The organism is Propionigenium maris DSM 9537, from assembly GCF_027925155.1.
Taxonomy (GTDB): domain Bacteria; phylum Fusobacteriota; class Fusobacteriia; order Fusobacteriales; family Fusobacteriaceae; genus Propionigenium; species Propionigenium maris.
Genome location: NZ_BSDY01000020.1, coordinates 1 through 22,811, shown reverse-complemented (window position 1 = coordinate 22,811; position 22,811 = coordinate 1). Strand labels below are relative to the sequence as shown.

22 protein-coding genes and 1 pseudogene are annotated in these 22,811 nt (G+C 42.0%); 1 reads left to right on the top strand and 22 read right to left on the bottom strand.

Annotated elements, in window-relative coordinates; translation table 11 throughout:
• From QMG11_RS15555 to QMG11_RS15525, 7 genes are all read right to left on the bottom strand, one after another.
• Complete coding sequence (locus tag QMG11_RS15555) at window positions 1-270, bottom strand: HPr family phosphocarrier protein (protein WP_281837227.1); 270 nt, start codon at window positions 268-270, stop codon at window positions 1-3.
• Entirely contained in the window at window positions 267-2,003 is a 1,737-nt protein-coding gene (ptsP, locus tag QMG11_RS15550) for a phosphoenolpyruvate--protein phosphotransferase (protein WP_281837225.1), read from the bottom strand. The genes QMG11_RS15555 and ptsP overlap by 4 nt, the downstream gene beginning before the upstream one ends.
• Before the next feature lie 172 nt (window positions 2,004-2,175).
• Window positions 2,176-3,684 carry a glycerol kinase GlpK gene (gene glpK / locus QMG11_RS15545; RefSeq protein WP_281837223.1) on the bottom strand — a complete coding sequence of 503 codons (1,509 nt, stop codon included), beginning with the start codon at window positions 3,682-3,684 and terminating at the stop codon, window positions 2,176-2,178.
• A gap of 26 nt (window positions 3,685-3,710) precedes the next feature.
• A complete protein-coding gene (locus tag QMG11_RS15540) occupies window positions 3,711-4,058 on the bottom strand; it encodes a DUF1667 domain-containing protein (RefSeq protein ID WP_281837221.1) in 348 nt (115 codons plus the stop codon).
• Between the two features lie 17 nt (window positions 4,059-4,075).
• On the bottom strand, window positions 4,076-5,500 hold the full coding sequence (locus QMG11_RS15535) for an NAD(P)/FAD-dependent oxidoreductase (RefSeq protein ID WP_281837264.1): 1,425 nt from the start codon (window positions 5,498-5,500) through the stop codon (window positions 4,076-4,078).
• A 412-nt stretch (window positions 5,501-5,912) separates the two neighbouring features.
• Window positions 5,913-6,095, bottom strand: a complete 183-nt coding sequence (locus QMG11_RS15530; RefSeq protein WP_281837220.1) for a hypothetical protein — start codon at window positions 6,093-6,095, stop codon at window positions 5,913-5,915.
• Between the two features lie 108 nt (window positions 6,096-6,203).
• A complete protein-coding gene (locus tag QMG11_RS15525; protein ID WP_281837219.1) occupies window positions 6,204-6,707 on the bottom strand; it encodes an APC family permease in 504 nt (167 codons plus the stop codon).
• A 413-nt stretch (window positions 6,708-7,120) separates the two neighbouring features.
• Here QMG11_RS15525 and QMG11_RS15520 point away from each other — a divergent pair, with 413 nt between their 5' ends.
• A complete protein-coding gene (locus tag QMG11_RS15520; protein ID WP_281837218.1) occupies window positions 7,121-8,065 on the top strand; it encodes a transposase in 945 nt (314 codons plus the stop codon).
• A gap of 83 nt (window positions 8,066-8,148) precedes the next feature.
• Here the strand turns inward: QMG11_RS15520 and QMG11_RS15515 are convergent.
• From QMG11_RS15515 to QMG11_RS15445, 15 genes and pseudogenes are all read right to left on the bottom strand, one after another.
• Window positions 8,149-9,372: pseudogene (locus QMG11_RS15515) on the bottom strand (IS256 family transposase).
• A gap of 235 nt (window positions 9,373-9,607) precedes the next feature.
• Entirely contained in the window at window positions 9,608-10,594 is a 987-nt protein-coding gene (locus tag QMG11_RS15510; RefSeq protein ID WP_281837216.1) for a hypothetical protein, read from the bottom strand.
• Window positions 10,587-12,284 carry a GspE/PulE family protein gene (locus QMG11_RS15505; protein ID WP_281837214.1) on the bottom strand — a complete coding sequence of 566 codons (1,698 nt, stop codon included), beginning with the start codon at window positions 12,282-12,284 and terminating at the stop codon, window positions 10,587-10,589. The genes QMG11_RS15510 and QMG11_RS15505 overlap by 8 nt, the downstream gene beginning before the upstream one ends.
• Window positions 12,265-13,650, bottom strand: coding sequence for a type II secretion system protein GspD (locus QMG11_RS15500; protein WP_281837212.1), 1,386 nt, complete (start codon window positions 13,648-13,650; stop codon window positions 12,265-12,267). Before QMG11_RS15500 ends, QMG11_RS15505 begins: the two co-directional genes overlap by 20 nt.
• Window positions 13,651-13,661: 11 nt before the next feature.
• Window positions 13,662-14,033 (bottom strand): hypothetical protein, encoded by a 372-nt coding sequence (locus QMG11_RS15495; protein ID WP_281837210.1) that lies wholly within the window; start codon window positions 14,031-14,033, stop codon window positions 13,662-13,664.
• A 130-nt stretch (window positions 14,034-14,163) separates the two neighbouring features.
• Window positions 14,164-14,691 (bottom strand): hypothetical protein, encoded by a 528-nt coding sequence (locus tag QMG11_RS15490; protein ID WP_281837209.1) that lies wholly within the window; start codon window positions 14,689-14,691, stop codon window positions 14,164-14,166.
• Entirely contained in the window at window positions 14,681-15,223 is a 543-nt protein-coding gene (locus QMG11_RS15485) for a hypothetical protein (protein WP_281837208.1), read from the bottom strand. Before QMG11_RS15485 ends, QMG11_RS15490 begins: the two co-directional genes overlap by 11 nt.
• Window positions 15,220-15,639, bottom strand: coding sequence for a hypothetical protein (locus tag QMG11_RS15480; protein ID WP_281837207.1), 420 nt, complete (start codon window positions 15,637-15,639; stop codon window positions 15,220-15,222). The genes QMG11_RS15485 and QMG11_RS15480 overlap by 4 nt, the downstream gene beginning before the upstream one ends.
• Entirely contained in the window at window positions 15,639-16,052 is a 414-nt protein-coding gene (locus tag QMG11_RS15475; protein WP_281837206.1) for a type IV pilin protein, read from the bottom strand. The genes QMG11_RS15480 and QMG11_RS15475 overlap by 1 nt, the downstream gene beginning before the upstream one ends.
• A gap of 8 nt (window positions 16,053-16,060) precedes the next feature.
• On the bottom strand, window positions 16,061-16,495 hold the full coding sequence (locus QMG11_RS15470; protein ID WP_281837204.1) for a type II secretion system protein: 435 nt from the start codon (window positions 16,493-16,495) through the stop codon (window positions 16,061-16,063).
• Window positions 16,437-16,931: a type II secretion system protein gene (locus tag QMG11_RS15465; protein ID WP_281837202.1), complete on the bottom strand. Its 495-nt coding sequence runs from the start codon at window positions 16,929-16,931 to the stop codon at window positions 16,437-16,439. Before QMG11_RS15465 ends, QMG11_RS15470 begins: the two co-directional genes overlap by 59 nt.
• Before the next feature lie 10 nt (window positions 16,932-16,941).
• Complete coding sequence (locus tag QMG11_RS15460) at window positions 16,942-18,129, bottom strand: type II secretion system F family protein (protein ID WP_281837201.1); 1,188 nt, start codon at window positions 18,127-18,129, stop codon at window positions 16,942-16,944.
• A gap of 503 nt (window positions 18,130-18,632) precedes the next feature.
• On the bottom strand, window positions 18,633-19,157 hold the full coding sequence (locus QMG11_RS15455) for a TlpA family protein disulfide reductase (protein ID WP_281837200.1): 525 nt from the start codon (window positions 19,155-19,157) through the stop codon (window positions 18,633-18,635).
• Window positions 19,158-19,237: 80 nt separating this feature from the next.
• On the bottom strand, window positions 19,238-21,493 hold the full coding sequence (locus tag QMG11_RS15450; protein WP_281837199.1) for a chitinase: 2,256 nt from the start codon (window positions 21,491-21,493) through the stop codon (window positions 19,238-19,240).
• A gap of 146 nt (window positions 21,494-21,639) precedes the next feature.
• Window positions 21,640-22,155, bottom strand: a complete 516-nt coding sequence (locus tag QMG11_RS15445; RefSeq protein ID WP_281837198.1) for a transposase — start codon at window positions 22,153-22,155, stop codon at window positions 21,640-21,642.
• Window positions 22,156-22,811: the final 656 nt, after the last annotated feature.

Here is a 22,811-nt window from a genome sequence, read left to right as displayed (position 1 = left end):
CTACTCCTCGTTAAACTTCTTAACTTCTATTAGCTCCTTAAGGGCATCCAGCATCTCATCTGCATCCTCCCCGTCTGCTTCCAGTACAAGGGTTCTTCCCTGCTCTGCAGCCAGAAGCATAAGTCCCATTATACTTTTACCATTTACCTCTTCGTCGTCACACTTTACAATAATATCTGCATCAAATTCAGTTGCTGTCTGTACAAAGAGAGACGATGGTCTCACGTGTAGTCCAGCTTTGTTTTTGATCTCTACCTCTATTTTCTTCATAATTTACCCCTTAACGATCTTTTTAATATTTCCCTTACCTCTTCTGAATCCTTGCTGGCAAGGAGCTCATCCTTGAGCTTTCTTACCTCTTCAAGGCTTACATTTCTAATGATGCTCTTGGCTCTTGGAACAAAGGCCGACAGCATGCTGAGATCGAATATCCCGAAACTCATAAATGCCAGGATAGCCATGGGATCTCCCCCCATCTCTCCGCATACGCTTACCTTTTTTCCGTACTTTGCAGCTGCTTCAGACAGCATATTTATAGCTCTCAGAACCGCTGGGTCATAGCCGTCGTAGAGGTTGGCCACCTCGCTGCTCTGTCTGTCTGCAGCCAGGATATACTGAGTCAGGTCGTTGGTTCCTATACTGAAGAAGTCCACCTTCTGGGCAAAGACATCTGCCAGCAGTACTACCGACGGCACCTCCACCATTATCCCTATCTCTATATCCTCCTTGAAGGTCTTCCCCTCGGCTCTCAGCTCAGCCTTTACATCATTTAAGATTTCCTCTGCTGCCTCCAGCTCCCAAAGGTTGGTCACCATAGGATACATTATCTTTATATTCTTGCCGTGAGCCACCCTAAGGATAGCCCTCAGCTGATCCTTGAATATACTTTCATGGGCCAGGGTAAATCTCAGGCCTCTGAGGCCCAGAGATGGATTTATCTCCTCTGGCATCTCATAGTAATCCAGGTTTTTATCTGCTCCAATATCCAGGGTTCTTATGGTGAGGGATTTCCCGTCTCCCCCCATCTGCTTGTATACCCTTTCATATATCTCCATCTGCTTCTCTTCACTTGGAAAGAACTCCGAATCTATATAGATAAACTCAGATCTCAGGAGCCCCACTCCCTCTGGACACTGCTTTCCTATCTCTTCCAGGTCCAGATTTCCCCCTACATTTACATAGAGGTTTATCCTCTCCCCGTCCATTGTTTCTGCAGGAAGATCCCTTAACTTCTCGTATTCCTTAGTCTGTTGGTTTAGTCTGTTCTTTTCAGCTATATACCCCTCCAGCACCTCAGCACTTGGATCCTTAATTACACAGGAGTTGTCTTTACGGGTATCCAGGATTATGGTCCCCTCCCACTTCATCTGCTTTATTCCCCTTACCCCCATCAATGTAGGGATCTTAAGGGCTTTAGCCAGTATAGCCACATGGGAGGTATCCCCCCCGTGCTCAGTCACTACCCCCTTGAGATCTATCCCCTTGTGGTGTGCCTTGAGGAGCTCGCTTGGAAAAACCTCCTTGGCCAGGAGTATCTTACCATCCAGGTCCTCCAGCTCCCTCTTTTCACTGAGCAGGTGATTTATCAACTTCTCACCAATATCCTTTATATCAAGGGCTCTCTGCCTATATACCGGGTCCTTCAGCTTGCTAAACATCTCTATGTAATTTCCAACTACAGTATCCACTACCTTTTCAGCATTGGTAAGTCTTTTAGATATACCGCTGTTTATCTCTGAAAGAAGTACTGGATCATCTAGTACCATGAGGTGCACCTTAAGAATCTTAAGCTCATCGTCATTTATCTTCCCCTTGAGGGAATTCTTTAAAAATCTGATCTCACTCTTTGTTTCCTCCAAGGCAACTATAAATCTGTTTATCTCCTTCTCTACATCTGCCTCGTCGATCTTATACTCCTTTATATTGAGTACCTTTTTCTTTCTCAGATAGGGTTCCCCTATCACAATACCTTCAAATATGGACTTTCCTTTGATCCTTTCCATGAGCATAACCCCTTTTTTACGCTTTGTGCACTCAAAACTATTATAGCTCATTTTAAATCAATTTTCAATTTATTTACCCTGTCTTACCCTCTATTTTACCGGACCTTTTCTTCCTCTCACCCTCCCATATAAAGGGGAGCCCCCTCTCAGGGGCTCCCCTCATGATAATACCCTATTCCTCCCAGCCCTTGGCCCTTTCTACAGCTTTCCTCCAGCCCCTGTGAAGCCTTTCCCTTTCCTCCTCGATCATAGAGGATTCATATTGGGTGTCCAGCCTCCAGGACCTGCTGATCTCCTCCTTGTCCCTCCAAAATCCCACAGCGAGGCCTGCAAGGTATGCAGCTCCCAGAGCTGTGGTCTCTGTTATCTCTGGGCGGAGCACCCTGGTCCCCAGGATATCCGACTGAAACTGCATGAGGAAGTTGTTTTTTACAGCTCCCCCGTCTACCTTGAGAGCCTGAAGCTTAATCTCTGAATCCTCCTCCATAGCCCCCAGCACATCCTTTGTCTGATAGGCTATGGATTCCAGGGTGGCTCTTATAATATGGTTTCTGTTGGCTCCCCTGGTGAGCCCCACAATAGCTCCCCTGGCATACATATCCCAGTAGGGGGATCCCAGCCCCACAAAGGCAGGCACCACATAGACCCCGTTGCTGTTCTCCACCTTGCTGGCAAAGTACTCGGTGTCTGCAGCATCGCTTATGAGCTTCAGCTCATCCCTTAGCCACTGTACCGCTGCCCCTGCCACAAAGATAGATCCCTCCAGAGCATACTCCACCCTGCCGTCCAAGCCTATGGCGATAGTTGTGAGGAGGCCGTTTTTCGATTCCACCAGCTTCTCCCCTGTATTCATGAGCATAAAGCATCCCGTTCCATAGGTGTTCTTGGCCTCTCCCGGAGAGAAGCATGCCTGTCCAAAGAGGGCCGCCTGCTGATCCCCGGCTATTCCTGCAATGGGAACCCTCTGTCCCCCCTTGCCTCCTACTCCCCCAAGGTTGGCTTCTCCATAGATCTCGCTGGAATCCTTCACCTCTGGGAGCATGGATGCAGGTACCTCCAGCTCCCTCATCATCCTCTCATCCCATTTGAGATCCCTTATATTGTAGAGCATGGTTCTCGATGCGTTGGTGGGATCGGTCACGTGCACCCTTCCGTTGGTTAGCTTCCAGATGAGCCAGGTATCCACAGTTCCAAAGAGGAGCTCTCCCCTCTCGGCCCTCTCCCTGGCTCCCTCTACATTGTCCAGGATCCACCTTACCTTTGTTCCAGAGAAGTAGGCATCTACTACAAGACCCGTATTCTTCCTTACATACTCCTCCAGCCCCTCCCTTGCTTTCAGTTCATCGCAGATATCAGCTGTTCTTCTGCACTGCCACACTATGGCGTTGTACACTGGCTTTCCGGTATTTTTATCCCACACCACAGTGGTCTCTCTCTGGTTTGTTATTCCCATTGCTGCTATCTCCTCGCTCTTGACCCCGGTCTTTGCCAGCACCTCTGTGAGTACAGCACTCTGAGAGGCCCATATCTCCATGGGGTCGTGCTCCACCCATCCTGCCTTGGGATAGATCTGGTTAAACTCCTTCTGGGCTGTCCCCACTATCCTCTCCTCTCTGTCAAAGATAATGGCCCTGGAACTTGTGGTCCCCTGATCCAGAGCGATTATATACTTTTTCTCCATCGATACCCTCCTCTACTTCTTCAGCGCTACATATCCCTTGTAACCACTATATCCACTCCCGTTCCCAGGACATCCTCTAAAACTACATCCCCCATCTTCACAGGGGACTTTACCTCCAGCTTATTTATCTCCTCCATGCACTTAAATATGAGCTCCTTGGGAATGGCTCCATTGGTTTTTACCGGTATCCTCTTATGGATCCCACCAATAATTCTTATGGTGGAGGTTACCACCCTCTTGGGAGCTGTGAGTTCCTCCCTTGCATAGATAGGGCCCCTCTCACACTGGTTTCCCTTTACCCTGTAATCCCTCTCCGTATCAACCTCCATGCGGCATCCTATGGGACATACTATACATATCAATTCTATTATCATCTAAAGTGCCTCCTTCCCTACTTGGTCTCCCCTACAAGAATGTATGAATCTCTCCTGTCCAGTACCACATCCTCCAGACTTATGTGAAGCTCCCTTGCAAGGATCTCCTGTACTCTTGGGCCGCAGAAGCCTCCCTGACACCTCCCCATGCCAGGTCTGCACCTCTTCTTCACCCCGTCTACAGTTATGGCTCCCACCTTCCTGTGGATTGAGGCCACTATCTCCCCCTCTGTGATGCTCTCACACCTGCAGATAATCCTTCCATACCTGGGATCCCTTCCTATGAGCTCCCTCCTCTCCTCAGAGGAGAGCTCCATAAAGACTATCTGCCTTCTCTCAGGATTAAACTCATCGTTCACCTGGGCATCCAGCCTCTCAGCAACCATCCTTGCCACATCCACTCCAATTGCCGGAGCCGCAGTAAGTCCAGGAGACTTTATCCCTCCCACATCTATAAATCCAGGAGCATCTGGAGCCTCCTCTATAACAAAGTCCCCCCTGTCCGATTCTGCTCTCAGTCCCGCAAAATCTCTTATGACGTCCCTGAGTTCTATCCCCGCTACAGATCTGACTGCCTGCTCCCTTACAAAGGTGAGCCTCTCCTCTGTGGTAGCGTGGTCCTCCCTGTCGGTGAGATCCTGAGCATCTGGCCCCAGAAGAAGGTTCCCGTGGACTGTAGGGGTTACAAGTACCCCCTTTCCCAGCTCTGTGGGGCACTGAAATATCACCCTGCCCACTAAACGACCCTGACTCTTATCCATGACAAAGTACTGCCCCCTTCTGGGTCTTATCCTGTAGGTGGGCTTGGCCACCATATTGTGGATCCTGTCTGCATATATTCCTCCTGCATTTATAACCATCCTGGTGTCCAGGTACCCCTGGTTGGTCTGGATCCTGTAGCCCTCATCTATTCTCTCTATATCTATTACTTCCTGGTTTAGCTCCAGCTCCACACCATTTTCCACTGCATTTTCCATCATGGCTATGGTCAGCTCCCACGGCCCAACTATTCCTGCACTTTCTGCCAGGAGCGCACCCCTTACCTCTGGGTTCAGGTTGGGTTCCAGCACCCTTGCCTCCTCACTATCTATGAGTTTTAGGCCAGGAACTCCATTCTCCATTCCTCTCTCCATGAGGTCCTTCAGGTGCTTCCTCTCCTCCTCAGCAAAGGCCACTACCAGTGATCCGCATCTTTTGAAGGGCACATCCAGCTCCTGAGAAAGTTTATCAAACATTGCATTTCCCAGAACATTGTACTTGGCCATAAGGGTCCCTGGTTCAGCATCGTAGCCTGCGTGTACTATTGCTGAGTTGGCCTTGCTCGCCCCATTGGACACATCGTTTTCCCTCTCCACCACTGCCACATCCAGATTAAACCTGGCAAGCTCCCTGGCCACTGAAGCACCAACGATTCCTCCCCCTACTACCACCACATCCCTCATAATCCTTCCCCCTGCAAACCTTTTTAACATTTTAATCTTCCCATTAAGAAAAAAGACCTGGCAAACGCGAGGCATCTAAAATCCTCTTTAAGTTTACCTGGCTCTCCGGTCTCATGCCTATATTCTTTTTAGTTCTTCTCTTCTAGACTAAGCTTTCGCTGCCACTTTTCCATCCCTGTAGTTTTCTCTTCCTTTATTTCTTCGGAAATTGAATAAAATTCCTTGTTTACCTTCAATTTTTCTTTTCCTTCTTTCCTAGTATCAACAAAATCCAATACTCTAAAACTAAAAAATACCTCTTCGATTTTTTAACGTTTTTTTAAATAGCTCAGATGTCCTTAATCCAGACTTCTGCCCCCCTCTCCATACTCCTTATACAGGGCTCAGAATACTCCAAACTATTAGAACTACACTAGGATGGCGCTGAGATGGATCCTGGAAATACCGGTAACATCAGAAACATCATAAACACCACTCCTGCCACTCCTCCGAATACTCCCGTTGCCTGAATAACTTTATTTCCTTCCTTTTTTGCCTGAACATAGGCTGAAAGGCTTGTATATAGATACCCAATAGCAGCTCCTATAAAGGACATTCAACTATCCACAGAAGAACCCTTCTTTCCATCCAAGGGGCTATAAGGGACATTAGCATTACAAAGATTATGGCATTTCTAGGTGTCTTGCTCTCCTCATCCAGCTCCTCAAACCACTCTTGTATAGCCTTGGAATATCAGTCTGCTGGAAGTCATGTAGAAACCATTTATTCCGGCCACTATGACCATAAAAAGGGATAATCCTAAAGAATAAAGACCTATTCTACCAAAGAGAAGCCCTATTGCATCTCCCGTAGCCCAGTTTACCTTCTGAGTCAGAAGCATCTCCTGGGTAAATACCGAGGAGGTAATAACATTTAGTATCGTGTATATTACAAGTCCAGCTATGATAGATACCACTGCCAGGTGGGATGCCTTCTTTGCTTCAAAGTTAAATTCCTCTGCTACCTGTGGAATACAGTCGAATCCTATATAGGCCCATGGAGCGATTGCTACTATCCTGAGGATATTTCCAATATTTATCTTGCTCACACCTAGATGTCCCGTCATAAGAGTCATATTAAATTCTGGTCTTGTCATAAAGAAGGATGCCATATAAAGGATTATTTCCAGCAGTGTAAGGGTCATAACCGTCTGGAATGTAGAGACCATCTTTACTCCTTTGATATTCAACCATGCAAATACAATGAGGGACAGAGCTATTGCATTTAGAGGTACAACACATCTAACATCCCCATACTCTTTTCTAATTTTTCTTCATTCTTCCTCCTTAGAGATCCTTACTTTATTTTAAAAGAATTAATTTCAATTACTCCTTGCCTTAAAATTTAAAGCTAAAGTTTATAATTTATACATCATTTCTTATAGATTTCATTTTCTTAAAATTGCTATTGTTCCCCTTCCCTTTTCTAACCCCTGTACAACTCTTATTTCAGCATCCCCCCTTTAGTCATTTTTAATAGAGTGTTGCAAAAGTAATTTACAAAAAAATTAAAAATCATATCCTAAATAGAGTAATAATTAAGTTACCACACAAAATTCTACTCAAAAGGATATGACTAGTAATGTATATACCTCAAACTGTGATTAAAAGCAATTTACTCTACAAGATAATTCAAATTTTAAAAGCTAATTTTCCTGAATTATTCAAAGGAAATACTTTGGGAAGACCTAGTAAATATAATCTAGGAAAAATACTGGCTCTTATGATTTATCAGGCGCGTAGCTCTAATCTAAGTTTTAGAAAAATTGTAAGTTCTTTAAAGGAAGATGTTCTTTCACTAAAAATTCTAGGATTTAAAACTGTTCCTGATTTTACTGTTATCTTTAAAAGTTATACCAAATACCTTAAAAATAATATGAAAATTTATCTTCAGAAGATTGGGAGTCAAATAGATAACGAAATAAACATTTTCTATCTGGATTCCAGTTCTTTAGTGACTTCAAAATTAGATACGGAAGCTAAGTTTGGTAAATCTACCAGACTTGGATGGTATTGTGGATATAAGCTTCATTTAGTATGTAATAGTAAGGGGATACCAATAGATTTTAATATCGCTACGGCAAATATTCATGATTCTAGATGTGAAGCTCTATTAAAATCTTTAAGTAGGATTAAGCCAGGCGCAGAAGTTATTGCAGATAAGGGGTATAATGTCAGTAGGTTGCTCAGGTATTCTCCAGATTTAGATATTCATTTAGTCTGCCCTTTGAATAAGCGAAAGGCTAAAACTATAGAACTGGAAAAGATAAAAGATCCTCTAAGGAAGGACAATTACTCTTATCTGTTATCCAAAGAAGGCAAGAAAAAGTATGCTAAGCGCTGGGAAGTAGAGAGACTATTTGGTAACTTAAAAGAAAATTATTCTATTGATAATCACAGAGTGAGAGGTTTAAACAGAAAGAAATTTAACGTAGGATTAAAAATATTACTATTTTCAATAGAAAAGGCTATTGCAGCATTGAAAATAATACAATGCTTTTGCAACAGCCTAATTTTTAAGTTATAAAAAAATTATACTATAATCTTCGGTAGTGTAACGCCTTTTGTGTATTCTCCAAAACTTAATTACTGAATAAGCCATCAGACTCTCTAGAACAAATATTCCGAGAGTCTGTTTTCATATTTAATTGCCAATTGCCCAAGGATCTGATCCCAGCCCCTTTTAAAACTACGGTCCCACTTCTTGTCTAGTTCAACTACCACAAGATATAGCTGCTTCAAAAGGGACATGTCTGTTGGAAATACTCCCTTGGATTTAGTAACTTTCCTGAACTGTCTGTGGATATTTTCAATTACGTTGGTGGTATACATTACCTTTTTAATCTCTTCAGTGTACTCATAGAATATGCTTAGCTGATCCCAGTTCACTTCCCAACTCCTCAGAGCATATGGGTATTTAGATTTCCAAGAATCCTTAACAGAATTAAGAGCAGCTATGCCCGCTTGCTCATTAGGGGATGTATATATTGATTTTAGGTCATGCGCAAAAGATTTCCTGTCTTTGTAACTTACATATTTTAAAGTATTCCTGATTTTATGAACTATACACCTCTGAATCTGAGCCTGTGGAAAGACACTCAGAATAGCATTATCAAAGTCATTTAGGCCGTCTACAGAGGCTATTAAGATATCTTTAACCCTTCTGTTTTTGAGGTCAGTCATTACAAATAAACAGAACTTCGAAGTTTCATTTTCGCCTATGTATATTCCAAGAATTTCTTTTCTTCCTTCGAGGGTAATTCCTAATACAGCGTATGCAGCCTTTTTAACAATTCTACTTTCTTACTTTACAGAATAATGCACTGCATCAAGAAAGATAAAGGGATATACAGGATCAAGAGGTCTATTTTGCCATTCCTGGATAAGAGGAATTAGTTTATCTGTTATTCTGCTTACACTTTCAGCAGAAACACTGACTCCATAGATATCCCGAACATGAGAGCTGATGTCCCTAGTACTCATTCCCTTACCATAGAGCGATAGTATACTATCTTCTAGGTTTGATATATCCCTTTGATGCTTTTCAACAATCTTAGGTTGGTATGCGCCTTCTCTATCTCTAGGAACTAATAGATCGAGGTTTCCAGCGCTTGATTTGACAGTCTTCTTGTACTTGCCATTTCTGGAATTAGTAGTTGATTTATTGGCTAAGTCATACTTGGAGTACCCCAGTTCCTCTTCAATTTCAGCTTCCAGAACTTCCTGTATAGTATCTTTAAAGATATCCTTCAAAGCATTTTCGATATCTTTGATAGATTTAAAATTTCCTTCTCTGACAAAGTCTCTTACAAGTTCCCTTGGTAATCCAGACATAAAAAATCCCTCCCTTAATTACCTTGATACAACAGTATCATCCAGTAATCAAGAGAAGGATCTAAAAACACAAAACTATTTACATTACCTAATCTTCCTCAACGAAAAAGATTACAGAATTTTCCACTCCATACTCTCTTTAACTTTTTTTCATCTTTTAGTTGAAATCTATCTAAGTTTTTAAAGGTCCGCCACCTGAGTCCCCTTCTTAAGGTTTTTTTGCTTAAAATCTTTATTATTTTATAGAGTCCCAAGATTTTTTAGGTTTCAATGAGGATCTCACTTCTCCCCTCCCAAATAAACTATTTAGACTAAAGAAGCTGTCCTGGGATATCCTCCTGTGTTTTTTCCCTCTGTGGGCAAGGAGATTTCCTATAAGATTTACATAGGAGAGATCTGTGGCTTCCAGCGGACTAGGGTGGATATCCACCTCCAGATAACTCTCCAGAAGTTTATCCAAATTTACTATTGTATTTTCATGCCCAAGTAAAAAAACCTCCGTATCGGTCAAATCCGCCATGAAGCTGTTAAAGATAGAGTGTTTTACCTCCTTCATCCACCTGAGATTGACCCCCCTGAACCTATTAAAAACTTCGGCTTTCTCCCTGTCCCCGAGAGAGGCTGGAATATGAAGCTGTTCACTTTTTTCCCTGTAACTCTCGATTCCCAGGTTGAAGGTTCTGATATTTGCAAGAACCCCTTCCCTTACAAATATCACTACTGTTTTACTCCCCTTCATCTGGATTAAAACAGCATTCTTTTTTCTCATCTTTTTTTTCTGAAAATAAACCCAATAATTATAGGTCCCCAATATCTCGGGAAAGATAAGGGTTTCCTCCCTGCGAAAATTCGCCATGAGCTCCTCTATCTTTTCACAACTGTAGTAAAAAACCAGATAGGTGTCCCTGCTTATCCTTTTCAGGCTAAAAGCCAGGTTTCTCCTTCCATTAAGTGCAGCCTGAGCCTGCCACACCACTTCATCCCTGATCCTTTTAGGACTTTTTTTAGTGCCCTCTACCCTGATAAATTTATATTCCAAAATCTTCTCTCCCAGGTTCAAGAGAACTTTTTTTTTCTTTAATATCTCACTATTGTTTATACAATATCTCCTGCTTCCCTGAAACTCTCTATCAAACTCCACTACCCTCAACATGTCCCCAATGGGTTCCACTGAAATCACGGGGTAATTATTTATCAGTTTCTTTAACTTTCTTTTATTCACCCTCCCAAACACCTATCACCCTTTCATATTCATCTACACTGGTAATGTTGCCCTTCACCTTCAAAGCTGCATTTTCCTTGAGATCTTTCATCCCCTTTTCCACAGCTCTCTCCTTTATCCTTATGGGAGATTCCCCTTGAATTATCATCTCCTTGATATCTTCATCCAGCTCAAAGAGCTCATATATCCCCGTACGACCGTGATAACCGGTACGATTGCACTCCAGACACCCTTCCCCAGAACACTTTTCGCACCTTTTTCTCATGAGTCTCTGCCCTACAACAAGGTTGAGGGCACTTGCAAACTGATAGGAATCAACCCCTATATTGGTAAGTCTCCCTATGGCCTCCACCGTATTGTTGGAGTGTAGGGTAGATATTACCAGGTGCCCCGTCAGCGCCGCCTGGATCGCTATCTCTGCAGTCTCCCTGTCCCTTATCTCCCCCACCATTATCTTATCGGGGTCCTGTCTCAAGATGGACCTGAGCCCCTTGGCAAAGGTGAGTCCCGACTTCTCATTTACTGGAATCTGAACTACGCCTCCCAGCTGGTATTCCACGGGATCCTCAATGGTTATTATCTTTTCCTTACTGCTCCTTATCTCGTTCAAGATGGCGTAGAGGGTCGTGGTCTTTCCGCTCCCGGTGGGGCCCGTCACAAGGACCATCCCATAGGGGAGGGAGGCATTTTTCAGGATCATCCTCTTCTCCTCGGAATCCGTCCCAAGCCCCTCCAAAAGCAGTACCTCATCCCTCTTGTCTAGAATTCTGATAACCACACTTTCACCAAAAACCGTGGGAAGAATGGACACCCTAAAGTCTACCTCCCTGTTGTTTACCACCTTCTTCAGCCTTCCATCTTGGGGAATTCGGTGATCGGCTATGTTTAGCTTCGACAATATTTTAATCCTCGATATTATGGCTTCGTGGTAGGTCTTGGAGATGCTGGTATCATCCTCTATCAGTACACCGTCGATCCTATTTTTTATGAGGACCCTATCCCTGTAAGGCTCTATGTGAATATCCGAAGATCTCACCCTTACAGCTTCCACCAGGATATTGTTCACCAGCTTTACAACGGGGTTGTCCTCATTGGTGAGATCATCTATCTCCATATCCTTATCATCTACCCTGCCAAAATCCACCTCTTTTATCTCATGGATAATAGAAAGTTTATCCTGATAGATATTGTACAGCCTGTTGAAAACAGAGGAAGATATAAGGCAGAGATCCACTTGGATATTATTCAGCCTAGACTGGATAATGTCCTTCACCTCTACATCATTTAATGTAGATACCGCCACCTCTGCCCTCTCCCCCTGAACCTCCAGAATAATCACTCTGTTTCTTTCTATAAACTCGGTTTCAAAGGTCTTCATAAGGGTAAGAACTTCATCGGAAAAGCTGATCTCCTCCACATACCTGTAGGGCAGGTGAAGATATCTTCCCACAGCCTTAAACAGCTTCTCCTCATCCATGACTTTTCCCCTTAGGAGAAGATCTATAACCCTTTCATCTGTAGTTTCCTCCTCTATGAGGTTATCAAGGTAGGTGATTAGGATCGGATCTCCCACCCCTTCCGCCCTTATAATCTCGACAAGGGAGTCCTGTTTATACAAGTTTTCATAGAGGTCTCCCCTCTTCTCCGTAGAAACGTCATCCTTCCTTTTTTTAAACATCTTTTTCAACATTGCTCTCTACTACTCCTTCTCCCGGATAGATAAGACGCGGGGTGATAAACATCATAATTTCAGATTTTTTTGGGTCACTGGAGCTCTTGGTAAAGAGACGGCCAATCCCCGGTAGATCCTGAAAGTAGGGAACACCTGAAGTCATCTCCCTCTCCTCGCTGCTTATGAGACCTCCAAATACTACACCCTCCCCGTCCTTCAGCCTAATCATCGTATCTATATTCTTATTCATAAAGGCAGGGTATACTCCATAGTCACTCTGAACATACTCCGATATAGAGCTTACCTCCATCTCTACCTTTATGGTGACCTCATCATCCTGGTGGATAGCTGGAGTTATGTGGAGGATTATTCCCACATTTACATACTCAACTTCTGGAACTACGTCGTAGCCCCCGCTCGTCTCTCCCAGATCTCTGGCAGTTATAATAGGTACCCTTTCCCCTATATTTATAGAGGCTTCCTCTCTGTTAAGCACCATCATACTTGGATTTGAAAGTATCTCGGTATTCTGGCTGTTTTTAGACAGGGTCAGAAGGTTAGGGTTTATAATATTATAGAGTATACTTGCGTCTGTATCGCTGTTCAGCTCAAACATCGAATCAAAATCAAAACCTATCTCCTCACTAAACCCTTCCGACACATCCATCAGGGTAACCTCTATCACTAGCTGAGGGGCTGGTTTATCCAGCTCTTCCAGAAGTTTTTCTATTCTCCCAAGCTCATTTTTTCTTCCCCTTATGCTGACCCTATTGTTTACCTCATCTACAACGGTGGCAGAAACTCTTGCAAAGCTGCCTATGGTCTCGGCCGCCTTATCCGCCTCTATATAGGAAAGGTCATAGGTCTTCTCAAAGTATTTTTCCTCATCCTCCAGTTCTGCCAGAAGTTTTTCCACCTGTAAAATCTCCGCTCTCGATGCCTTGACAACCAGGTTGTTCTCTGCAGGATTCACATATACATTGGGTATCCTCAGGGTTGTTCTGAGAAGGTTGGAAAAGAGCTGAACATCTGTATACTTCAGGTCAAAGGATCTGGTTATCTCTGCATTGTAGGCAGCAGACCTATTTGCCGAAAAGATAAAAAAAGTTTTTTCATCTATCTTTTCGTAATCCAGACCCTTCATCTGAAAGATCAGCTTAAATATATTCTTTGCACTCATATCGTTTGCCTTTATATCTACCCTTTGATTCCTTAGGGGGGTGTCCACAATAAGATTGATATCCAGCTCCCTTTCAAGTATCTTAAAGGTATTTGCCAGGGTGGTGTTAAATGTTAGATCCAATTTTTTATCACTCTCTATCTGAGCAAAGCTATAGGTACCGATAAAAAACAAGATCAGCACCATATTTAATATTTTTTTCATATCTCAACCTCTTAAATATTTATGTTCACCTTCAACAGTTCAACAGGTTCATAGATAGTCAGAAGATCTTCCTCCTCCAAACTGACAACTACGCTATGTTTACCGTTTTTAGTGCTTATATCCATACTCTTTCCATCTACAACCTCGCAGATCTCCCCTCTATACTCCAGATAAATTTTCTTATGGGAGGAAGAAGATACTACTCCTAAAAAACTTATTGCTTTTAACTCCTTCATGATGAGATCCTGCTCCGTCACCTTAATTTCCTTGGCTTTATTGACTATCTCCTCTCTTCTCAGGACTGCTTCAAAGAGGTTACCTTCCTCACTTAACTCTACTTCCCTTCTCCTTCGGTATTTTTCATAGTCCAACTCTAAAACCAACTTTTCCCTCTGAACTCTCCTTCGCCCCCCCCCTCCTTGAGAGGGTGTCCCTCTGGCTGGCTGGGTCTCAGGTCCCTTTATTAAAAAAAACAACCAAATCGCGAGTAAAAACAGAAGCACTAATACCTTCCTATCCTTCACCTTTACTGCTCCTAAAATAGACTTGAATATTGAAGTTTCCCTTCACCCTTCCCCCGTCCGTTTCTATCTTCAGATACTTCACCTCCAGAAAGAAGAATGTTTTTTCTACTTCATATAAAAATTTCCTGATATTGTTATAGGTATCCTGAAAGCTGAGGTTTATGCTCACCTTGCTTTCTTCCTCCAGAACCTCGTAGGCTACCTCGTTTACTCCCCTGTACTTTTTTCTTATCCCTTCAAACTTTTTTACAAAGGTATTTAATTCATCCAGGGTGGAAATCTCTTCCTCCATCTCCCGTATCCCCTTCAGGATCTTAAGATTCTTACTCAGTTCTACTTTTTCCTCGCTTTTCTTTCTCTTCAGTTCCAAAACCTGTTTTCCCTCATCTTCCAAAATCTTCAACTCCCTCTCCAGCTCCTCCTCTGCTCCCTTTAGTGAAAGATAACAGTAGATTCCCGAAGATAAAAATACGGCGAGAGAAACTATAGATACCACATATATCTTTTTAAGGTTCATTTATATCACTCAGCCTCAGGGTCAGCCTCTCATCCGATTGTTCTGTGATGACTACCCTTCTAAAATATGGTTCAAACTCCGAGATAACCCTTATCAAATCCACCCTGGGGTTTTGAATATACACCGACACCTCTTCCCCCCTTATGGAAAATTCGGTGAGATAAAAACTACTGCTCCTGGTTATTGCTTCCAGTTTATTCATGATCTCGGTAACCTGATACATACCGACATCGTGGACCAGCTGGATAATCTCTTTACTTCCCTCTATCTCTTCCCGTGTTTCCCTCTGTTTTCTCAGGATCTCGCCAATCTCTTCATTGATCCCGGTTACCTCTAACCTCTGCTCCTCTCCTGCTTTCCTTATCTCAGATATCCGAGTGGCATAAAAAAAACTGTCCCTATGATAATTTTTTAAAATTATCATCATTCCCGCCAAAAAAACAATGACAGATAACTTCAATAAATAATCTTCTATTATCTCTCTTTCTCTGTTTATATATTTTTCGTTAAGATTTAATTTTATATACTTCAAAGATCTTCCTCTGCTTCAACAATAATATATTTTTCATTGGATTTTTCTACCTTCCAGCGGGTGTAGGAAACTCCTCCCAGAGACTTCCCTTTAACTCTGCTCCACACCTCACCGGAATCCCTGTCATACTCCCAGTCCCTCTTCCAGTCATGATTTCTGTTGTTATTGGGGTCTCTGTATCCTCTTCTCAGAAATCCCTCCTCTATGAGCTCATCTAGACCCTTGGGATACTCCCCCTCCTCCTCACTGTACTCATCCAGTGCTCTCTTTATCTGGATAAGGTTAAAACCCAGCTCCTTCTCTTTAACCCGTTTGTCCGCCACAAGCCAGATCCTGGCCTGGGAAGCGAGAAGGGTCGTCATGAGGGTCGTCATGATCAGCACTCCTATAAAGGCATATCCTTCCCTTTTCTCCATTAATACTCCGAGTAAGGGGTCCCGGCGAGATCTTCATCGGTATTATTTACCCTTACCTCACCTTTTGTGGGATTGTAGACCCATCCTCCATCGGTAGACATTATAATTATCTCCTCGTCGTAGTTGTAGAACACCTGGCTGGTTTCCTTCACCGGATCCTCTGGAATCCTGCCCTCTTTAAACATCTGTACTCCTATCTCCTCTGGATATCTACCATTGGCCTTGGCATACTCCACATCCACCGCACTCCTTATTGTGCTTAGACTCTCCATGAGCTTGCTTTCCTTGGCCTTCATTACCAGGCTGTGAAACTGCGGTGTGACCACCGTCGTAAGTATGGCAACAATTACCACCGCTATCATCACCTCTATCAAAGTAAATCCCTTCTTCTCCTTGCTTCTTCTCTCTTTCATCTCTCCTCCTACCATTCGCTATAACTTCTATTATTACTTCCTATCTCTGTGGACAGGGAGCGCACATCGTAGATCCCCCCCTCCGTAGCATAGACAAGATACCACTCCTCCGCCCCTGTAATGGGGTCTTCGGGGATATATCTCAGATATCTGTTCCGGCCGGTCACCAGTTCCTCCAATGCCGAGGGATAGATGTTTTTGTTATCCGAATCCCTATTATCCAGATAATAGAAATCCAGAGCCTCCCTTATTAAATAAAGATTTTTCTTGAGGGCCGCTTCCCTGGTCTTTACCACCATCTCACTGTAGGCCGGTCTTATAGCCAGGGTCAGAATGGACATTATGGATATTGTTATCAGAAGTTCCACAAGGGTAAGCCCCCCCCTACCACTCACTGTACCTGCTTCCCTCCAGGGAGGTCTGGGAGCTTTTTGAGTAGACATCATATACATCACCTCCATTCTCCGTGTAACTTATAATCCCCCAGTTGGAGTTTTCGCCCTCCGATTTTTCCTGGGAAAAAGGGTCGGAAGGGACCCTCCTCAGATACTTGTATTCCACAAGGGTCTCAAGGGTGGGAGGGTATCCGCTCTCCATCTTATCCCTTATCTCTATAAATTTGTCCTCCTGCTTCTTCTCTTTATTATCAGTTTTGTCTCCATAAGCTACCTTTTCATCCCCTTGTTTCTTCTCCCCTGCCTCTTCAAACTCTCTCTTGAACTCATCCAGGGCTTCCCTTATAACCATGAGATTCCTTTTGAGCTCATATTCCCTGGTCCTTATCACGGAGATTCTTGTAGCAGGAAGCGTCATAGAGGCCAGAATGGAAATTATTGCTACCGAGATCAAAAGCTCTATGAGCGTAACTCCTCTCTTCATTGTACCTCCTCTAGCTTATGGCTGTGGAGAGGGATAGGATGGGAAGCATTATTGCCATTACTATTACTCCTATTATCCCTCCCACAAAAATTATCATAACAGGCTCTATTAGACTCACCACCATATCTATTCCCTCCTCCAGCTCTTCTTGGTAATACTTGGATACATCGGCGAGCATCTCTTCCAGGTTGTCGGAACTCTCACCGGCACTGATAAACTGGATTGTGAGGGGAGGGAAACCTATGTAGGATAGTCCCCTGCTGAACTTCTGCCCCCTTACAACCTCCTGAATAACAAATTCCAGATCCCCTCTGATCTTCAGGTTACCTATATTTTTCTTGGACATATTGAGAGCAGATACTATATCCATCCCGCTTTTTATGGAAAGGGAGAGGATGGAAAAAAATCCGCTTATCTCTCTCTTATAGATAAAGGCCTTCAGAGGTTTTATTGCAAGAAGCGCGGAATCCAACCTTCTCCTGTATTCCTCTTTCCTGAGAGCTTCAAAGGCAAAGTATCCTCCCGCCCCCAGCAAAACCAGTGCCACATGCCAGTAGGAGGCTAATACCCCCGTTACTGCCAGCACTGCCCTAGTCACATAGGGAAGTTCCTTCTCAAAGGCATCATAGATGTTGGCAAAGGAGGGAAGTACCACCATGCTCAGGAAGAATATCGCTACCAGGGAAAATATCAGCAAAAATGCCGGGTAAACCGAGGCGGACACTATCTTCTTTTCAATCTTATTTTTTTTCAGAAGATAGGTATAGATCATGGAAAAGGTCTCTTCCAGCACCCCGTTTCTCTCCCCTGCCTCGATGATGGAGCAGTAAAACTCATTAAAATACCTGGGGGACTTCCTGAAAGCTCCAGAAAGGGGAACCCCCGATTTGACCTCCCTTATTACTCCTTCTATGGTATCTTTAAACTCCCTGTCCTTTATCTGGGTATACACGGATGAGAGAGTTTCAGGAAGGGGTATCTTGGCTTTCAGGAGGGAAGCCATAATCTTGGAAAAAAGAAGGATCTCCCTTCTATCCCTCCCCCTTCTTCTCATCCTCATGGGAGATTTCTCCCTCCTCAGCTCAAAAATCTTGTATTCATTGCCTTCCAGCTGCTTTTTTGCTTCTCCCTTGGAACCTAGGTTCAGATAGCCCTCCACTACCCTTCCTTCCCTGTCCCCGCACCTGTAGTAGTACATCAATTTCCTCCCACAAATCTTACTCCTCAAAATATAAAATAAATATTTCAGATGTAATCCGTAACTTTTTATAAAAAAACAATTTTCCGTCTATATGATAGTATAGAAAATTAATTCTAAACTGATTTTTCTTAGTTTTAATTTTTTCAAACAAAATATAGGCATATTTCAAATAAAATATATGCCTATATTTTGGAAGTTCTTACTGAAGATTTACCTAAAGGATAGTTTTTTATGAATTGCAATATATCTCTGTAATTTAGGTACAATAAACCTTCTTTTCCATCATCATTTTCTTTAGTGTATGGTTTTTCAAAAATAGTATCATCAAATGAAATGCGAGCATTGTTATCTTGAAATTTTTTAAGGTCAGGCTCCTTGTTAGGCCTAAAGTTTTCTTCACAGAATTGCCCCGAACTTAGAAACCGATAAGGTTTTTCCTTAAAGTTGTTGGTAAAATTATAGAACTCAGAGATAAAATGCGGAAATATTACCGCAAAAACTTAATTCCCCCCCTTATTAGCTACAGCTTTACTTTTTAAAATCCTAAGATCTTCCAGAAACTGCTTACTCTTCTTGTCCCATTCAATGCTTCCAGAAAATTCAGTAAGAATTGTTCCATCCTCATCTACAATATAGGTAGTCGGCAGAGTCTTCACAGCATATTTTTTTGACATCTCCTGGCCCTTGTCAAAAAAATGAGGGAAATCAGCGGGATTTTCCTCGAAGAACTTATCTATTGCACTTCCACTTCTATCCAACATTATAGAAACAACATTTATTTTACCACTGTTTTTATTGTAAAATTCATTGAGTAGAGGTTTTTCTCTGACACACCAAGAACACCAGCTTGTACCAAAGTTATAGATGGTTATCTTTCCTTTGTAATCATCGGTATTCCCCACTAACTCCCCCGCAGTGTTATAAAGTTTAGACTTTGGGAAGATTTCTCCTTTTTCCAGCCCCTCTCTTGCTCCAAAAGCCACTGTACTTAATAAAATTAAAAAGATCATTATTGTTCTTTTCATTTCCAACTCCCATAGTTTCAATTTTTATGCTTCTTTAAACAGGAAGTCACTGCCCGAAGGCAGCAACTTCTCCAGATTAATTATTGTTTTCTCCAAACAGCCCAAGCATCATTTTCATATGCAGTTTTCGGGTCATCTCCTCCTTGAACCCACCAGTGAGCTCTGTATGTTTCCCCAAGGTATACAGCTATATCCCCCTCATTGTAAACCTTGGTTACATCCCATTCAGCAGATGCCTCCGGATTTTTTCCTTCAATTATCTCTCCATCTTTAATATACCCGACTTCTTCCCAAGCCTCATCACCTGTACTTGGTGCTACGTTTACCCACCATTTAGCATAGTATACAAGGTCTCCCTCTATAGTATATGTCTGATTATAGTTACCATTAGGACTATATACATCCTCTAACGTAAGATCTTCTAAGTTTGAGTCCCCTAGTAAACCATTATCTACTTCTGGAGTTTCTGGATCCTCTGGAGTTTCTGGATCCTTAATTATGTCATCAACATGACCAGTTAGTTCCCAAGCCTCATCACCTGTACTTGGTGCTATGTTTATCCACCATTTAGCATAGTATACATAGTCTCCTTCTATAATATATGTGTGACTATAATAAACATTAGGATCATCAATAAATACATCCTCGTGCGTAAGATCTTCTAAGTTTGACACTCCTACTAGTCCTGGTGCTCCTGAGTCTCCTGAATCTCCTGAATCTCCTTCATTTTCTACAATAGCCGCTTCATCGATCTCTTCCCAATATTCACTATTGGTCACTTCTATATTTTTTGGAACTATCTTTCTTGCACGATATGCGACGGCATTCTCATCCTGTACAAGTGCATTAACAAAATAATCGACTTCACTATTGTGCAACGGAGCACTAGAAAGTGTTGAAGAGTTATAGGTGAAGTAAGCATCTTCATAATAAGTGTCACTCGGGAAGGATTTCTTGTCTTCGCTATCCGCACACTGTGATTGGTCCCCGGTCATTAGCGGGGTGAACCCTGTTTCCTCCCAAGGAACAAGCTGACACTTTCCAGGATTATTCCAGTCCTCTGTGAAGAAAGCATCATATGAATATTCGCTCGTCTGATCCTCATCAAAGACCTGCGTATTGGTACAACCAGATTTTAAACCGTCATACCATCCATTCCACACACCAAAATACTCTGCCAAAGCTTTAAAGTATGTCAATCTGTTTTGAGATTGAGCTACCTCTTGACTACCGCCACACTCACTACCACCATTAATGATAAGTGTTTGAACTCCAAAACCTTCTTCACGTCCTGCTGCAATATCTCTTTCATTAGGAGTCCAGAAACCTACAACGGTATCATGGATCGACGGTTTAGGACTTCTTGGAGTCATATAAAAATATACCGCACTTGCAAATGAAAGGTAACCTGCTTCCTGAGCACTTTCAGGCGTTGATGTATCTGAGATCATTTCTGGATTCTCAAGAAGTCTGTAATCACCATACATCAATCTTGAAAATGGTCCATAGTTATAGTTATAGGAAAGCTGTTTTGCTCCCCGGCCATGATAGGAAGCTTTTTCATCTCCACATGGAAATGCCTTCCCTTGGAAAGTTTCATAGCCACAAAGTCTGTATCCTACTCTATCTGTACCAGCATATCCAACTTCCTCTATGTGAAATAGTCCCTGTCTCCACTGTTCTGGAAATTGCTCAGGGTGATCATCATGAAGTTTTATGGCACCGCTATGGACATAGCCATCCAGAGCCACCGATTCCCCTTGGGCAGCGTGAGCTCCTACCTCTTGTGCAAAGTGGGCAAACATCGATGCCAATTCTGCACGGGTCACCATATCCAGGGCCTCTTCGGTATTTGTTGTATCTACATACTTATGGTTTGCAGATAATTCGCTTCCAAAGAGCGGCCACTTGGCGATGGCCTCAATAAGCCCCTTATAAGTATATACAGAACTTCTTACAGGAAAAACATAGTCAAAGTCTTCCTCAGGGAAAACACGGATAACTCTTTTTACATTTCCTGGAAGTTTAGCCCAATCTTCTTCAGAGAACGCTTCTCTTGAAATTTTTTCTCCGACGGGGTAGACACTTCTCATCACTTCATGTATCTCCCTTGTTTCCTCAGGACTGTAGGCATAAGAGGTCTCAGCGGCCTTTTTTAAGTTCGGGATACTAAATATAAGATCTTTTTCTTCTTGAGATCTATCCTTCCATACATCTAGTTTTTCAAGTTCACTATCCCTGATAACTGTACCATCGCCGTAAGCTGGATTTGAAAAACCCAGGTAGACCATTGAAGCACAAATGCAAAGTGCTGCTCTGTAAAATTTGTTCAACATTTCTCTTTCTCCTTTTTTATATTTCTTTCACAACTTTTTAGTTGAAGTTATGCACCCTTAACACTGTTCATGTAATAGACTGAACCACCGTTGAATTATACTGACTTTAAGTAAGTACTCTTTTTCTGAAAAAAAATATAAACACATTATTTAAATACTGTAGCCTTAATTAGCAAAGTATAGGCTAGTGTTAATAATAGTAATTTGAAGCTTACATTGAAAAACTTCCTACTAATAACTCTGACTCTGCGATTATCTATGGAATAGTTTTCTTTTAAATTTCCAAACAACCTTTCTATTTCCCAACGCTTACCATATCTCATTTTTCCTCTTCTAGATAGTAGATAAGTATAGTTAGATCTCCTCAATGAACCTTTTATCTTATCTAATTCAATAGTTTTAGCTTTTCGCTTGTTTAAAGGACAGATTAAATTAATATCTAAGTCTTTTGAGTATTTAAGTAATCTGCTGACATCGTACCCTTTATTTGCAATAATGTCAGCGCCTGGCTTAATTCTCCTTAAAGAATCTATTAAGTATTCACACCTTGAGTCGTAAATATTTGCTGTAGTAATTCCAAAAGATAAAGGGATTCCCTGAGTGTTGTTCTCAAAGTATATATTATTAGTCATATCCTTTTGAATATAAGTTGGTTTGGTCACTTGTTTATACTTCATTTTGGATATGATTTTTAATTTTTTTGTGAGTTACTTTTGCAACACTCCTCTAAAAATAACATTTTTACCTCATCAAGCATAAGTGTCAAAGCCACTCGTTAAAACAAGAAAATATTAATGGTGGTTGACCTAAATGTAAGCGCTCTTGACTAACATAGGTTTTCAAGGTAATGCCCTTTGCAAATTTATTTAAAGGAAGAGAGAGTATTAAAAATTTAATTGTATAGGCTGTCCAATTTATTGTAGCCTATACAAACTCTCTATAGAATGGTGGAAGACAAACTGATCGTTTCTTCTAAGCTTAGAAGAAAGGGGAAGAAAATTTAAAAGAAATATTTGGATATATTAACATGTGGTTACATTATGCAGAAGCTAAAAATGGAGCGACACTTGCTATAAGTGAAGCAATTCTCCTCGGTCTTTCAAATTGTGAAAAAACATTTCATATATGGATTATCTAATTTTAAGTTTTATTTCTGCTCTGATTTCTTTCTTTCCTAATTTAAGTAATAGTAAATAGAGTGTTGCAAAAGTAATTCACAAAAAATTAAAAATCATATCCAATATAGAGTAATAATTGAGTTACCACACAAAATTCTACTCGAAAGGATATGACCAGTAATGTATATACCTCAAACTAC

Coding starts and splice junctions, on each gene's coding strand:
- QMG11_RS15555 (WP_281837227.1), bottom strand. CDS start 270: ATGAAGAAAATAGAGGTAGAGATCAAAAACAAAGCTGGACTACACGTG.
- ptsP (WP_281837225.1), bottom strand. CDS start 2,003: ATGGAAAGGATCAAAGGAAAGTCCATATTTGAAGGTATTGTGATAGGG.
- glpK (WP_281837223.1), bottom strand. CDS start 3,684: ATGGAGAAAAAGTATATAATCGCTCTGGATCAGGGGACCACAAGTTCC.
- QMG11_RS15540 (WP_281837221.1), bottom strand. CDS start 4,058: ATGATAATAGAATTGATATGTATAGTATGTCCCATAGGATGCCGCATG.
- QMG11_RS15535 (WP_281837264.1), bottom strand. CDS start 5,500: ATGAGGGATGTGGTGGTAGTAGGGGGAGGAATCGTTGGTGCTTCAGTG.
- QMG11_RS15530 (WP_281837220.1), bottom strand. CDS start 6,095: ATGTCCTTTATAGGAGCTGCTATTGGGTATCTATATACAAGCCTTTCA.
- QMG11_RS15525 (WP_281837219.1), bottom strand. CDS start 6,707: ATGGTCTCTACATTCCAGACGGTTATGACCCTTACACTGCTGGAAATA.
- QMG11_RS15520 (WP_281837218.1), top strand. CDS start 7,121: ATGTATATACCTCAAACTGTGATTAAAAGCAATTTACTCTACAAGATA.
- QMG11_RS15505 (WP_281837214.1), bottom strand. CDS start 12,284: ATGTTGAAAAAGATGTTTAAAAAAAGGAAGGATGACGTTTCTACGGAG.
- QMG11_RS15500 (WP_281837212.1), bottom strand. CDS start 13,650: ATGAAAAAAATATTAAATATGGTGCTGATCTTGTTTTTTATCGGTACC.
- QMG11_RS15490 (WP_281837209.1), bottom strand. CDS start 14,691: ATGAACCTTAAAAAGATATATGTGGTATCTATAGTTTCTCTCGCCGTA.
- QMG11_RS15480 (WP_281837207.1), bottom strand. CDS start 15,639: ATGGAGAAAAGGGAAGGATATGCCTTTATAGGAGTGCTGATCATGACG.
- QMG11_RS15475 (WP_281837206.1), bottom strand. CDS start 16,052: ATGAAAGAGAGAAGAAGCAAGGAGAAGAAGGGATTTACTTTGATAGAG.
- QMG11_RS15470 (WP_281837204.1), bottom strand. CDS start 16,495: ATGTCTACTCAAAAAGCTCCCAGACCTCCCTGGAGGGAAGCAGGTACA.
- QMG11_RS15465 (WP_281837202.1), bottom strand. CDS start 16,931: ATGAAGAGAGGAGTTACGCTCATAGAGCTTTTGATCTCGGTAGCAATA.
- QMG11_RS15460 (WP_281837201.1), bottom strand. CDS start 18,129: ATGTACTACTACAGGTGCGGGGACAGGGAAGGAAGGGTAGTGGAGGGC.
- QMG11_RS15455 (WP_281837200.1), bottom strand. CDS start 19,157: ATGAAAAGAACAATAATGATCTTTTTAATTTTATTAAGTACAGTGGCT.
- QMG11_RS15450 (WP_281837199.1), bottom strand. CDS start 21,493: ATGTTGAACAAATTTTACAGAGCAGCACTTTGCATTTGTGCTTCAATG.